Source organism: Acinetobacter sp. S-1 (assembly GCF_059579785.1).
The window spans coordinates 3,077,028-3,090,695 of the sequence record NZ_CM184207.1; the positions used below are offsets into that span (position 1 = coordinate 3,077,028).

A 13,668-nucleotide genomic window follows, 5' to 3' on the forward strand; every position below is an offset into this window, starting at 1 on the left:
AATTGAACCGTACCTTGTCCTGTGTGTTTGCTATACCGCCCAACTCCATCAGGAAGGTACTATCGACATGCGATCTGATTAGAGCGACATGTAGTAAGTAAAATGAGGGTTACTTGTTTGATTATCAACTGCCATCAAAAAAGTAACCCTTTATACCACTTATTGGTAAATATTAAGCAGTAAGATCATAACCCGTCAGTTCTCGGCGAACGATTTCTGCACCTGCACTTAAAGCATTTAACTTGCCACGTGCCACTTCACGAGAAAGAGGTGCCATACCGCAGTTTGTGCAAGGATAAAGCTTGTCAGCATCTACAAACTGAAGCGCTTTACGTAGTGTGTTAGCCACTTCTTCTGGTGTTTCAATCTGGTTAGATGCGACATCAATTGCACCGACCATTACTTTTTTACCGCGAATGAGTTCGAGTAAATCGATAGGTACATGTGAGTTGTGACATTCTAACGAGATGATATCAATGTTAGATGTTTGAAGTTTCGGGAAAGCTTCTTCGTACTGGCGCCATTCTGAACCGAGTGTCTTTTTCCAGTCAGTGTTGGCTTTAATGCCGTAACCATAGCAAATGTGGACCGCAGTTTCACACTTAAGACCTTCAATTGCACGCTCTAAAGTCGCGATGCCCCAGTCATTTACTTCGTCAAAGAATACGTTAAATGCAGGTTCGTCAAACTGAATAATGTCTACACCAGCAGCTTCTAACTCACGCGCTTCTTGGTTCAAGATTTTGGCAAATTCCCAAGCAAGTTTTTCACGGCTCTTGTAGTGACCATCGTAAAGCGTATCAATCATGGTCATTGGGCCAGGTAATGCCCACTTAATTGGTTGATTGGTTTGCTGACGTAAAAACTTCGCATCTTCAACAAACACAGGCTTTTGACGAGACACCGCCCCTACAACAGATGGTACGCTTGCATCGTAACGGTCACGAATACGAACTGTTTCGCGCTTCTCAAAATCTACGCCATTTAAGTGTTCAATAAACGTGGTCACAAAGTGTTGGCGGGTTTGTTCGCCATCGCTCACAATGTCGATGCCAGCAAGTTGTTGTTCGTGCAACGCCAAACGTAACGCGTCTTTTTTACCTTCGGCTAAACCTTCGTTTTCAAGTTTCCAAGGCGACCAAAGCTTTTCAGGTTCTGCAAGCCAAGACGGTTTTGGTAAGCTGCCAGCAGTTGAAGTTGGTAATAATTTTTTCATGATCAATGACCCGTATATTGATTAATTAGGAGCGTAATTAGCAGACCACTGCTCAAGAATCGCTTGGTATGGTTTGATAAATTGCTCTTCAACAAACTTCCCCTGCTCAATAGCCAAACGGCTACGTTCTTCACGGTCATACACAATTCGAGTAAGTGAATAATCTTCGTGTTTCAAGCTTGGTTGATAAGATTTTCCAGCCACTGAATTTGCGTTGTAAATTTCAGGACGGTAAATCTTTTGGAATGTTTCCATCGTACTAATCGTACTAATCAACTCAAGGTTGGTGTAATCACTCAACAAATCGCCTGTAAAATAGAACGCTAACGGCGCAACGCTATTTGGCGGCATGAAGTAGCGAACTTTTAAGCCCATTTTTTGGAAATATTCATCAGTGAGTGAATAGTCTTCTTGCTTGTATTCAACACCTAAAACAGGATGTTCGTTTTCAGTACGGTGGTACTCTTTAGTCGTCGAAACACTTAAGCAAATCACAGGTGCCTTTTTAAAGTTGGCTTTGTAAGTTTCAGAGTTGATAAAACTCTTAAACAAGTTACCGTGCAATTCACCAAACTTTTCTGGCGTGCTAAAAGTCGACTTGTTTTTGTTGTGATCTAACAACAGCACACTAAAGTCATAGTCACGTACATAAGACGAGAAGTTGTTACCTACAATACCTTCGATGCGTTCATTGGTTTTCTTATCAACAATATTGGTTTTCAATATTTCGATGAGAGGAAGCCCGCTAGTACGGTTTTCGGCATCAATGTTCATTTCAACTGAAATGATTTCAAGTTCAACGCCATAGCGGTCGCCTTTAGGGTTGTCCCAATGAGCTAAGGCATTGAAACGATTGTCGATCATCTGCAATGTATTGCGCAAATTCTCTTCGCGGCTCATCCCTCTTGCCAAGTTAGCAAAGTTGGTTGTAATACGTGTATTGTCTGCTGGACGATAGTTCTCATCGAAACAAATACTCTTAATCGTAAATGTAAATTCTTTACTCATTGTGATCAGTACCCTAATTTCTGAGATAAAACCTAAATAAAAACTTTTTGCTCTTTTTAAACTTTTCCAGACTTGTCAGATTTGTGCCTTATGGTCTTATCAAAGTGAATTACTGGAGCGCTTCAGAGCATGAATAGATTTATACCGCAATCAGAACATGAATAAAAATGATTTAGTCTCATTACAAACTGAGTGAAATTCATGTTTAGGGTTTAATAAATAAGTATGAAGTTAAATATTTTTCATCTTCGGGAATTTTAGACAGCAGAAATTCAATGTATGGTGCTCACACGGCACCTTAATCATTTTAAATATTTATTATTATTTTCAAATATTTAATAAGTAAAATTCAAGTTAAAAAGAATCAACCTAAAGTAATGTGTGCTGACTTTCATTCATCTCTGCTTTTAGCCATTCTAAAAATATGGTTTTATGTGAATCTTCCTCAAAAGCGCTATGAGAAAGTAAAAAATAGGCTGAATTATCTTGCACAACAGGTGAATTTTTTTTCAGTAAGTTCCATTCAAGCTCTTTTTCAATCATATAAATTGAGATGACTGTTGCGCCAAGTCCCGCCAAACAGCCTTCTAAACATAGATAAAAATGTTCGAGTTCAACTTTAGCGTAGCCTTTTAAACTCTGCGTTAACTCAGCAATGCGAGTGATATTTTTGAAAAAATTCGGTCTAGAGGTCGAAATGAGTAAATCGTTTGTTTCCGATGGCTTGGTTGCTTGAACTAGAGCGATATATTCATCGGCAATCTTTTCGCTATAAATATGCTCTCCCCAATCAAAGTCATTTCTGCGAATCGCGATATCAATATTATCTTTTTCAAAGTCGACCACACCGCCTGCTGTGAGTAGCACAACTTCAAAATCATGCCCGAGCTTTTTAAATTTTGAGAGCCGCGGAATGAGCCATTTCATGGAAAGAGTCGGTTCACACGACAAAACCAGTTGCTTGTTATGAGTTTTAGGCTGGCTGAGTTTTATTAAACATTCATCGAGTTGACCAAACACCTGATGGCAACAACTCAATAAAGTTTCACCCTGTTCGGTCATCACAAGTGTTTTATTTTTTCGGTCGAACAAAGTCGTATTTAAAGCTTCTTCTAAATTATAAATCTGTTTACTGACTGCACTTTGCGTCACAAATAATTTCTTTGCAGCTAACGTGACGCTGCCATACTTCGCCACAAAATAGAAAAATTTTAGTGAATTCAGCGATATTCTTTCAATCATTCCAAAAACTCATAGATGTGTAGTCGTTTTTATCGATTTCTATTTCTAGGTTTCTGTTCAAAATAAAAATCATCTTTATTAAAACCTATTTTAGATGATGAAAAATATATTAGATATCTATATCTATCTTCATAAATGTAAAGCCCCTATCTTTCTCACGAAAAGAATAACAGCTTTAAATAAAATAATTCTCCTCTCAAATACATTCCAAAAAGTACAGACCAATCACCTCATTTTCAGTGAGGGTACAAGATAATGGCAGAGTTCATTGCGGTTATTCTCATTACGATTTTGGCGGTGGTTAGCCCCGGCGCTGACTTCGCGATCGTTACGAAAAATAGTTACTTGTACGGAAGAAAAATAGGTGTGTTCACTTCACTAGGAATATCGCTTGGCGTGTTGGTACATGTGACTTATACGTTAGTCGCCGTTGCCTTTGTGATGACTTATACCCCGCAAATTTTGAATATTGTTAAGTATATTGGCGCGCTTTATCTGATCTATATTGGCTATAAAACTTTTACTCAAAAACCAGTTTTAGACACTGCTGCTTTAACTTCTATAGGTACTTTGCAAGCCATAAAATACGGCTTTTTTACCAACGCCCTCAACCCTAAAACCACGCTATTTGTGATTAGCACCTATACGCAAATTGTGAGCTTAACTACGCCTAAATCGATTCTTTTGGTTTATGGCTTTTTTATGTCTTTTGCTCATTTTGTATGGTTTTCACTGGTTGCTGTGCTTTTCTCTTCAATGCTGTTGAGACAAAAAATGTTAGCCAAGCAAGTACAGATTAATAAGGTGATTGGCTCTATTTTATGTGTATTAGGCGTGATTTTGCTTTTTACTAAGTTTCAGTAGAACCAATGAATTTTAAGAAACTGTAGAGTGTGGACTGAGTCCTTCGTGCAGAATTCAGTCCATTCAAGCGAGCTAAGAATCTATTTTTTAAGTATTCGATTCAGATAAATCATTTACATTCCAACGATTTGCTCTTTTAAATGTTCCGACATCGTTAAATCGGACCCCCATATCACGCATGACTTTATGGGCAATAGGCGCAGTCATTTGTCGAATGTAGAATGGTTCTTTCACCACAAAATGATGAATGGCATGCGTCGAACCAAAGTTAAAGCAAAAGAGTTGGAACGGCATCATCCACCACGGTGTTAACACCTGAGTTTGTTGAATGACATTGCCCAATTCAACATCACCGTAGTAATGCATATTGCTTGTCACAAAGTGCAGGCAGAAAGTACGCAGCACATTTGGCGCAATCCACACCACAGTCAGAATATTAATCACATGCATAACATTTAGGGTTGTAGCTGACCACGCAATCGGTGCATTTGCCAAGCTTGAAACCATATCAACTGCATGGAATCCTAAGAAGATATACCAAAGAGACCAATGAATAATTCCAAGTGGAAAATAAGCTAAGAACGCACGTTTAAAAATAACTTTTCTAACAGTCCAATTGCTTGCAGCAATAACGCGTAGCAAAACTGCAAAGCCATTGTCACCGATGGCGACGAGTCGGCGTATGCTCCACTGCTCTCCATTGGTGAGCGCTCTTTCTTCTAAATCGACTTCAGTGCCTGAATTTTTATGATGATTAAAATGCAGCTCACGGCGTTTCCACGGGTTAATGGTACTTGGACGAGCTAACCACACTAAGCCCATCATAAGGTGATGTGCCCATGGTTTTTTTCTAAAATACATCCAGTGAATGAGGTCGTGTTCTAACTCATGGGTAAGAGATGCAAAAAACGCAATAATTGGAATTGCGAACCACGCTGAAAGCTGATGATTGATATAGAGTACGGCTGTAGCAATCATTCCAACAAGGGAAACAAATAAAATCATCGCCCCTATTGCGTTTTGATGGTTCAAAATGGGATGGCGCTTGCGTAAAGCCACGCCTTCCGCTGTGACTACTTTTTTAATGTGTTCGGTTTTTTCGCTATCACTCATTCCAGCAGGATTTTTATATATGTAGGTCATCCGTTATTCCTCAGTTTTCTCATGTCCCTACTTTATTTATATCTACCTTTGTACGCTTAGCTCGAAACGCCAATCTATTGGCTATGGATGCCAAAATGTCAGAAGTAGAGGCAAACAAAACATCTTTTATTTTTGAAATCTTTTATACTGCTCACAGGAATATGAGTCACAAGTTATAGGATATAACATGCCACAGACAGCAACGGCACTGGCTAGCTGGGTTAAAGCGATTCAAAAAGCGCTTGAGAAAGCAGGTGTGGATAGTCAACCTTTATTAAAACAAGCAGGTTTAGATGTTCAGGCCCTAAATGATCCAGATGCACGCTATTCATTAAAACAAACTGCGAATTTATGGAAATTAGCCGTTCAAGCGACTGAAGACTCTTGCTTTGGCCTTAAAGTTGCCAGCCAAGTCAATCAAAATACATTTCATGTGTTGGGCCATTCACTCATTACCAGCACCACACTAAAAGAAATGTTTTTAAGAATTATTCGTTACTTTCGTATAGTAACCGACATTCCTGAACTCGAGTTTTATGGCGAGGGAAAAAATCATTATTTCGTTATTCATGTTCCCGACGAAGTTCAACCCGAATCTATCGATGCTTTTATCTCTGTTTTTATTCGTTCAAGTCGTGCTTTACAAGGCTCTGTTTTTTCGCCATTACGCATTGAACTTAGACGTTCAGAACCTGAAGATCTGGAAAATTTTAAAAGCATTTTAAAAGCCCCGATTGTGTTTAATGCGCCCAAAGACATGATTGTGTTTGACACAGCCACCATAGAGCAGCCTTTAGACGGTGGGAATCCGTCCCTCACCCAAGAATATGATGAGATTATTAATCGTTATCTCGCACGGTTTGATAAAGAAAATATATTGGCTCGTGTGAAAGTAAAACTCATTGAAAAATTATCTACAGGTGACTTTCAACAGCAAGACGTTGCGAAAAGTTTAGGCTTAAGTATACGCAGTCTGCAACGCAAGCTTTCGGCAGAAAATACCTCTTATAGCGAGCTACTCGACAATACACGCCACGAACTGGCTTTGTCGTATATCAAAAACTCAAGCCACAATATTACCGAAATTGCCTATATTCTTGGCTTTACCGATGTGAGTAGTTTTACTCGTGCTTTTCGACGTTGGACAGATTTATCACCACTACACTATCGGGAAAAACATCTGTCTTGTTCTTAAATTTCTAAAAATTTTAGATAAAAAAAGATGCCTCGATGTGCATCTTTTTTTATGAATATCTTATTTTTTATTTAACAGTTCGAGCATAGACACTGTGGTGACTTTAGCCCCGACAGGCAAGGCTTTTAAATCTACAACATAGTTCGGACTATGCGGAATGTAAGGTGCGGGTTTGCCTTGCTTTACTGCATTTGCAAACACAACCGGATCTGCCACGCCAATGAACATAAAGTTAAACGGAATGTCTTTTTGGTCACCTAACAAATGGTGAACATCTTCCGAGCCCATAAACGGTGGGAAATTGGTTAAGACTTGTTTATCGCCTAATAATGCTTTTAATGGTCCATTTAGACGCGCAGAGAATTCTTTATCGTTGACTACAGGCATAGTCGAACCTTTGAGCGTTAAAGTAGGCAATTGATCTTGACTCATACCCTGCATTTCAGCCGCGCCTTCACTCATGAGCTTAATGTTATTTAACATCGTTTCGCGTACTTTTGGATCAAACCAGCGCATATTCATTTTGACCAACGCGGTTGAAGGGATCACGTTATTCGAATTCCCGGCTTGAATTGAACCAATAGACAATGCCGCAGGTTGCTGGGTGTTAACTGCATTGCCCATAATAGTTTGATATTGAGTAATGGCATTTGCAGCCATGCTAATCGGGTTCTTGGTTAAATATGGGAGTGAACCATGCCCACCAACCCCTTTAAATAAAACATCAAGCTGATCGGTTCCCGCCATACGTGGCCCCGGTGCATTGATGACCACGCCCACAGGTGCAGGTGTGGTATGCACTGCAAAGAAATAATCAGGTTTTGGCAAGTTATATTTTGTCCATAAGCCATCGGTCACCATAGCTTTTGCACCTGTGATCGGCTCTTCGGCAGGTTGCGCGACTAAAATAATAGTTCCGCTCCATTCCTTTTTTAAAGCGACTAATGTTTTTGCCATGCTGAGCATCCATGTCACATGTGCATCATGACCACACATATGGGCTACAGGTGTTTCAGTTCCATCATCGAGTTTCACGCGTACTTTACTCGCGTATGGTAAACCAGTCGCTTCTTCAACAGTGTTGGCATCCATATCAGCACGGTACATAATCGTTGGCCCTTCACCATTTTTTAAAATGCCGACCACGCCTGTTTTGGCTATTTCCGTTTTAACGTCAAAACCTAGTGACTTAAGCTCTTTGGCAACAATGGCAGAAGTGCGCGTTTCCATAAACCCAAGTTCAGGGTGTTCATGAATGTCTTTATAGACCTTATTTAACCACTCCGTTTGCCCATCAATAATGGTTAATGCTTTTTGTGAAACTGCAGGTAAATTTGTTGGACTTGCTTCCGCATGAAGGAGAGTTCCATAACCTGCAATGAAAGTCGATAATCCTAAAAATAGGCTGTTTTTAAAAAATTTGTTCATTATGTATGAAGCTCCGTTTTAATAATCTTTGCAGTTAATTAATAATTATTTTGTTTTTAGCTAAATCTTTCTTTTCTAATTGATTTAATAAGGTACCAAATAAAGTGGCCATTATGTACATCAATATTGAATACACAGCTGCTGGCATTGCTGCATCCGAACTTGACATCACAGTTAAAGCAATCGTTAAAGCCAAGGTACTGTTATGAATGCCAATTTCAAATGCACATGCTTTGGCTTGAAAGCTGTTAATGCCAAATAAACGTGGCAACCAATATCCAATTGCAAGACTACAAACACAGAAAAGTAAGGTTGCTCCGCCAACGAGTCCAATGTAATCGAGAAGTTTTTGATAGTCTTTAGCAATCGCGAGTGCAATAATAAAAAGTAAAAATACAATGGCAAACACACGAACGGGTTTATTTAACTTTTCTGCAAATTTTGGTGAGAAATGTCTAATCAACATTCCAATGATGACTGGAAATAAAATAATAACAAATACTTGAATTATTTTAGAAAACTGCAATCCAACGTGTTGTTCACTTGCCACAAAATGTAGTAATGCGAAGTTCACAATCAAGGGCAGTGTAAAAGCAGCGAGCACTGAATTTATCGCCGTTAAAGTAATATTAAGGGCAATATCGCCCTTATATAAATAGCTAAATAAATTTGCAGTGGCCCCGCCTGGTGAAGCTGCAAGTAACATTAGCCCAACAGCAATCATTGGTGGTAAAGCAAAGACCTTACAAATCATGAAAGCAATAGCTACTAAAATAATGAGCTGACAAAACAAAGCAATAAATACGGCTTTGGGATGCTGGCGAACACGCTTAAAATCCTTGAGAGTCAATTCCAACCCCATACCTGCCATAATAATCGCCAAGGCTATGGGTAAGAATACGGTAATTACCAATGAATCCATTCTCTATTTCCTCTTTTAATTTTTGTATTGTTTAAAATTTATATCCAATTTTTAAGCCATAGCTGACTGAGTGGTTATCCTTAAACTCACCTACATAATAGTCACTACCCGCCTGTGCGCCAAGCTGAGCTTTTGCATCGCCTAACCAAAAATATTTAATACCACCAGAAATAAAGTATTGCGATGTCGGGCTATATTGAGCACCCAAGCCCAAGTTGTAATATCCCTTGGTTGGACCACCCGTTGAGACTTTATCACCTGCTCCCGAGTCCCATCCAACCGACACAGAACCTAACCATTTAGGTGAAAAGCGTTGTCCAACCCCTAAATTTAAAGACCATTGGTCATAACAATAACGAACCAAATTAAAACCTTCCGGACGGCTTGGCGTTGATAGTACGCCAACAACTTTTGAGATCTCACCAAAGCGATAAGGTTGTAAAGCAAGATCACTCCAATTTACCCAGCGTAAACTACCAAACAGTAATGTTCCCTGACGAAGTCCAGTCTGAAACTCCAAATTCACTGAATCAGGAGATTTAAATTTTGTTGTACCTGTATCTTCTTGTTCTGGCAAATTGGCAATAATCTGGTTTAAGTAAGCTTTCTTTTGTGGAGTCATCTGACCAATAGAAATCATGTAGTCTAGATGCTGATTAACTAAATCACGACCTTGTTGAGTGCTTAACATCTCAATGAGTGGGGCATTTTCAGTCGCGTTTAGTTTGTGAGTAATGGCTGAACGGTAGGTTAATGAGACTTTCACAGCTTTTTCTGGAATCTGGTAGGCAAGCCCTGCTAACCATCCCAAGTCACCTACAGTTTTGGTGTGAAAGTCATAGCCGTTGTAAAGACTAAATACATTACCCCTTAATTCAACCTGACTTTTAAAGGTTTGATAGACTGGCCCCGCATAAAGATTCCAGTTTTTTGTGGGTTGATATCCCAAAATAAAGCTTAAATTTTGTATATCAAATTCTGATTTTGCATTTCCTGTAGGAGCCTGACCAGAAGTAGCATTGGCAAGTCCTGCTGTTGTAATGCCGGGTAACATAACCGTGTCTTTTGGCGTTGCGACAAAGCCATTTAGGCCTGAATATTCTGTGTCGGCACCAAATGGTTGATCGTAAAGCAAGCCAAATGAATACTGCGGTGCTAACTGTAGTTTTAAAGCTGCGGTAGGTCGATAATCGGTGTTGGCTATATCTGAAATTGAATGATGTGACGGGTTTGTACCCGACTCTACACCACTTAAATCGGCATCTGTGATTCCTAAACTTGCTTCAAAATAGTTACCCGGTTGTAAAAATGCCGCTACAGACTGCCCTGTTTTATCAAATGCAGCCGCATGTAAGGTGCTTGTGCAAATTGAAGTTATTCCTAAGATCAATATTTTTTTATTCACAACAAAACTCATGGATCCATCCTGGATATTTTTTATTTTGATTCCTCACTTTATGTAGATTTGAATGCTTCTGCTTAGCTCCAAACGCCAATGATTTGATCGTAGATGCCATATTGAAAAGTTATGGTTTGTGTAGCGGTAAGCAGAACAAAATTTTTATATTAAAAAGGGTCTTACTTTTTAGATTTAAAAAACAATTGCAGACTGTATTGATAAAAAAAGCGTGTAGTGAGAATTACGAAAATTAATCTTGAGAGTTGAAAGGAAACGACGATGGGTACTGCGAGTCCAAGAGCTTTAGCCATCAGTGACATTTCTGCGATGCCTCCGGGTGAAAGCCCTAAAATCAAGATTTGTTTTTCTGTATGACTTAAATTAACCAGTAATAAAGCAACGCTGATCGATAGCGCTAAAGCCAGTAAATTGAATATCAGTGTGATTCCAATAAATTTTTTATTTTTCCTTAAAAAGCTAAATGGAAATTTGCTACCTAATGACCAGCCAATACAGACTTGACCAAAGGCGGTAAACCATTCAGGCAATTTCATCTGAAGTATTCCACAAAATGACAATAACCCAATAATGGCAAGTGGCCCCAAAATCCAAGCATTCAAAAGATTAAAAAATTGAAAGACCTTACCCACAAACAGAGCCAGACAAAACAGCAACACAACCTGAAAAAAGCTAAATTGATCCGATACTGGTATCTTTAAACCAGTCCATTCGACATGAAAATAAAGCTCCATAAAAATTGGAACCAGCACAACCAAAATCACAATTCTCAAACTATGGGCAGCAACGACTTTATCGACTTGAGCTTGATATCGTTCTGCAATATTCACCATTTCACTGGCGCTACCAATCGCAGAAGAAAACCATGCAGTTGCCCAATCCAAGGCATTAACTCGATATTGCAATCCAGCCAGTAATGTACCCAACACAAGTGACCATGCCAAACCTATGAGGATAAAGCCCCAATATGCTGCCACTGCCTGTACCAAAGCTGGTGAAAAGTATAGGCCTAAAGCCATACCAATAATGACCTGCCCTATGCGTCGCCACTGGGGATCACAGGCAAGTGAATGACCAACACTACCGAACAATAAAGCCGTCAATAAAGGTCCAAGCAACCAAGGCAAGGGAATATGCAAATATTTGGCAATTAAAGCTCCGACCAGAGCAATTGCTAATCCTTTGAGATTTGAGCTTATTTTTTCCATAATTCAGAGCAATAATAGCCAACCAATGCTGACTATTATTGCTGTCCTATTAAGCTTGTTGCTTTTTGATAAACAAGTATTTACGAACGATTGGCAAGATCAATAATAATCCTGACATGATCCAAAGTCCTATACTAATGTTACTGCTCCATAAGACATCAAGTTCCCCTTGAGAAATTGAAAGTGCACGGCGCAGATTCGATTCCATTAATTCGCCAAGTACAAAACCAAGAATCAGTGGAGCTAAGGGAAAATCAAATTTTCTGAGAATATATCCACATACACCTAAGCCCATACATAACAGCAAGTCAAAGATATTGCTATGAATAGCATACACACCAACAAAACTCACACTTGCGATGATCGGGATCAGAATGTAATTAGGAATACTCAGCATGCGGGCAAAGAAGCCTACCAATGGCAAGTTTAATACCAACAGAATGATATTACCCACCATAAGCGATGCAATCAGCGACCACACCAATACAGGTTGCTGAACAAATAACTGCGGACCTGGTGCGATGTTGTACATAAGCAATGCGCCCATCATGACCGCAGTCGTCCCCGAGCCCGGCACACCTAGTGTCAACATAGGTACAAATGAACCACAAGCGGCTGCGTTATTCGCACTTTCTGGTGCAGCAAGCCCACGTAAGTCACCTTTACCAAACTTGCTACTATCTTTTGCCATTTTTCGTTCAGTGGTATAGGCCATCGCACTTGCAACGGTTGCACCTGCTCCTGGAAGAATACCCAAGAAGAAACCAATCACTGAACTGCGGATAATAGCAACCAACGAGAAAAAGAACTCTTTAAGATTAAAAAGAGAACGCTTTCCTTGTTTTAAGGCAACTTGACCAATTGTCGTACGTTCGAGCATTAATAGGATTTCGCTTACACTAAATAGGCCAATAACCAAAGTAGTAAAAGCAATACCGTCACTTAAACCCACACTGTTAAAGGTAAAGCGATATACACCTGTAATTGCATCCATTCCCACAGTTGAAAGTGCTAGGCCCATGAGTGCCATAATTAAAGTTTTAAAAGGCTGCGTACTGACCAGACCAGTTAAACAAACAATTGCAAAGACCATCAAAGCAAAATATTCAGCAGGTCCAAACGCAATTGCCCATTTCGCCAATATAGGTGCAAACAATACAATCCCAATAAAGGCAACAGTACTTCCAACAAAGGAACTGACCGATGACAAAGACAATGCAATTCCTGCCTTACCTTGCTGTGCCAATGGATAACCATCTAAGGTGGTCATAATGGCTCCAGCATCTCCGGGTACGTTTAACAGAATCGCTGAAATACGCCCACCATATTCACAGCCCAAATAAACTGCTGCCAATAGAATCAAGGCACTATCTACAGGTAAACCCAAGGCATAAGCAAACGGCAATAAAATTGCCACACCATTAATTGGACCTAAACCCGGTAATAAGCCAACAATCGTTCCAATAAATGCGCCAATCAAAGCAATTAAAAGATTCTGCGGTTGCAAGGCAACCTCAAACCCCATCATTAAAAAACTTAATACATCCATATCAGGTCATCCTTAACCAAAAAATCCAAGTGGTAATGGCACATCCAAGAAACGGTCAAACATATAGTAGGTACTGATACTAAGTACTAAACCTGTCACCAAAACCGGTATGGTTTTGCCATGGAAAAGTTTGCCCACTGCAATGGTCATTAATAGGGTTGCAACAATAAAGCCGAGCCATTCAAAAACTAATGCATATAGCGTTAAAGCCACCGCACATAACGCTAACTTAACGACTAGATGTTTTGTCCATCCCAATTCCACGGGTTCAAACATAATGGCCGGTCGAATAGTGAGATACGCTGCACTCGCTGTAATTAAGCCCATTAATAAAATAGGAAAAGCTTTAGGACCCACTGGATCGTAGGAAATTGGGGCTTCAAAATTGCTCGCATAAATCAACAAAAATAACCCACAAACCGTAATAATGGCGGTAAGAATCCGTTCAGATTTCATCATCTATCCTCAGAAAAAAA

The 13,668-nt window shown here is 39.6% G+C and carries 12 protein-coding genes; 2 read left to right on the plus strand and 10 right to left on the minus strand.

Annotated features, from left to right (window positions below; genetic code table 11):
* Window positions 1–172 precede the first annotated feature (172 nt).
* From AC52J8_RS14795 to AC52J8_RS14805, 3 genes are all read right to left on the minus strand, one after another.
* Complete coding sequence (locus AC52J8_RS14795; protein ID WP_017400049.1) at window positions 173–1,216, minus strand: methionine synthase; 1,044 nt, start codon at window positions 1,214–1,216, stop codon at window positions 173–175.
* Window positions 1,217–1,237: 21 nt separating this feature from the next.
* Window positions 1,238–2,224: a DUF1852 domain-containing protein gene (locus tag AC52J8_RS14800; RefSeq protein WP_000031350.1), complete on the minus strand. Its 987-nt coding sequence runs from the start codon at window positions 2,222–2,224 to the stop codon at window positions 1,238–1,240.
* Window positions 2,225–2,593: 369 nt separating this feature from the next.
* Complete coding sequence (locus AC52J8_RS14805) at window positions 2,594–3,466, minus strand: LysR family transcriptional regulator (protein ID WP_086399067.1); 873 nt, start codon at window positions 3,464–3,466, stop codon at window positions 2,594–2,596.
* Between the two features lie 255 nt (window positions 3,467–3,721).
* Between AC52J8_RS14805 and AC52J8_RS14810 the strand changes: the two genes are divergently transcribed.
* On the plus strand, window positions 3,722–4,330 hold the full coding sequence (locus tag AC52J8_RS14810; RefSeq protein WP_086399066.1) for a LysE family translocator: 609 nt from the start codon (window positions 3,722–3,724) through the stop codon (window positions 4,328–4,330).
* Between the two features lie 87 nt (window positions 4,331–4,417).
* Here AC52J8_RS14810 and AC52J8_RS14815 read toward each other — a convergent pair whose 3' ends face one another.
* Window positions 4,418–5,443, minus strand: a complete 1,026-nt coding sequence (locus AC52J8_RS14815) for a fatty acid desaturase (protein ID WP_086399101.1) — start codon at window positions 5,441–5,443, stop codon at window positions 4,418–4,420.
* Between the two features lie 217 nt (window positions 5,444–5,660).
* Between AC52J8_RS14815 and AC52J8_RS14820 the strand changes: the two genes are divergently transcribed.
* Entirely contained in the window at window positions 5,661–6,668 is a 1,008-nt protein-coding gene (locus AC52J8_RS14820) for an AraC family transcriptional regulator (protein ID WP_086399065.1), read from the plus strand.
* Window positions 6,669–6,728: 60 nt separating this feature from the next.
* On the opposite strand, the gene AC52J8_RS14825 is transcribed toward AC52J8_RS14820, so the two are convergent.
* The 6 genes from AC52J8_RS14825 to AC52J8_RS14850 all read right to left on the minus strand — a co-directional run bounded on the left by AC52J8_RS14825 (window position 6,729) and on the right by AC52J8_RS14850 (window position 13,651).
* Window positions 6,729–8,096 carry an amidohydrolase gene (locus AC52J8_RS14825; RefSeq protein WP_086399064.1) on the minus strand — a complete coding sequence of 456 codons (1,368 nt, stop codon included), beginning with the start codon at window positions 8,094–8,096 and terminating at the stop codon, window positions 6,729–6,731.
* Between the two features lie 34 nt (window positions 8,097–8,130).
* Window positions 8,131–9,018, minus strand: a complete 888-nt coding sequence (locus tag AC52J8_RS14830) for a bile acid:sodium symporter family protein (protein ID WP_057067986.1) — start codon at window positions 9,016–9,018, stop codon at window positions 8,131–8,133.
* Window positions 9,019–9,049: 31 nt separating this feature from the next.
* Window positions 9,050–10,435 carry a long-chain fatty acid transporter gene (locus AC52J8_RS14835; RefSeq protein ID WP_086399063.1) on the minus strand — a complete coding sequence of 462 codons (1,386 nt, stop codon included), beginning with the start codon at window positions 10,433–10,435 and terminating at the stop codon, window positions 9,050–9,052.
* 161 nt (window positions 10,436–10,596) lie between these two features.
* Window positions 10,597–11,643 carry an AbrB family transcriptional regulator gene (locus AC52J8_RS14840; RefSeq protein ID WP_005803305.1) on the minus strand — a complete coding sequence of 349 codons (1,047 nt, stop codon included), beginning with the start codon at window positions 11,641–11,643 and terminating at the stop codon, window positions 10,597–10,599.
* A gap of 49 nt (window positions 11,644–11,692) precedes the next feature.
* Complete coding sequence (locus AC52J8_RS14845; protein WP_000382837.1) at window positions 11,693–13,192, minus strand: tripartite tricarboxylate transporter permease; 1,500 nt, start codon at window positions 13,190–13,192, stop codon at window positions 11,693–11,695.
* Between the two features lie 12 nt (window positions 13,193–13,204).
* Window positions 13,205–13,651 (minus strand): tripartite tricarboxylate transporter TctB family protein, encoded by a 447-nt coding sequence (locus tag AC52J8_RS14850; protein ID WP_080777003.1) that lies wholly within the window; start codon window positions 13,649–13,651, stop codon window positions 13,205–13,207.
* Window positions 13,652–13,668: the final 17 nt, after the last annotated feature.

What these genes read in the sequence shown, in the direction of transcription:
- AC52J8_RS14850 (WP_080777003.1), bottom strand. Translation starts at nt 13,651, where the DNA reads ATGATGAAATCTGAACGGATTCTTACCGCCATTATTACGGTTTGTGGG.
- AC52J8_RS14840 (WP_005803305.1), bottom strand. Translation starts at nt 11,643, where the DNA reads ATGGAAAAAATAAGCTCAAATCTCAAAGGATTAGCAATTGCTCTGGTC.
- AC52J8_RS14835 (WP_086399063.1), bottom strand. Translation starts at nt 10,435, where the DNA reads ATGAGTTTTGTTGTGAATAAAAAAATATTGATCTTAGGAATAACTTCA.
- AC52J8_RS14820 (WP_086399065.1), top strand. Translation starts at nt 5,661, where the DNA reads ATGCCACAGACAGCAACGGCACTGGCTAGCTGGGTTAAAGCGATTCAA.
- AC52J8_RS14815 (WP_086399101.1), bottom strand. Translation starts at nt 5,443, where the DNA reads ATGAGTGATAGCGAAAAAACCGAACACATTAAAAAAGTAGTCACAGCG.
- AC52J8_RS14810 (WP_086399066.1), top strand. Translation starts at nt 3,722, where the DNA reads ATGGCAGAGTTCATTGCGGTTATTCTCATTACGATTTTGGCGGTGGTT.
- AC52J8_RS14800 (WP_000031350.1), bottom strand. Translation starts at nt 2,224, where the DNA reads ATGAGTAAAGAATTTACATTTACGATTAAGAGTATTTGTTTCGATGAG.
- AC52J8_RS14805 (WP_086399067.1), bottom strand. Translation starts at nt 3,466, where the DNA reads ATGATTGAAAGAATATCGCTGAATTCACTAAAATTTTTCTATTTTGTG.
- AC52J8_RS14845 (WP_000382837.1), bottom strand. Translation starts at nt 13,192, where the DNA reads ATGGATGTATTAAGTTTTTTAATGATGGGGTTTGAGGTTGCCTTGCAA.
- AC52J8_RS14795 (WP_017400049.1), bottom strand. Translation starts at nt 1,216, where the DNA reads ATGAAAAAATTATTACCAACTTCAACTGCTGGCAGCTTACCAAAACCG.
- AC52J8_RS14825 (WP_086399064.1), bottom strand. Translation starts at nt 8,096, where the DNA reads ATGAACAAATTTTTTAAAAACAGCCTATTTTTAGGATTATCGACTTTC.
- AC52J8_RS14830 (WP_057067986.1), bottom strand. Translation starts at nt 9,018, where the DNA reads ATGGATTCATTGGTAATTACCGTATTCTTACCCATAGCCTTGGCGATT.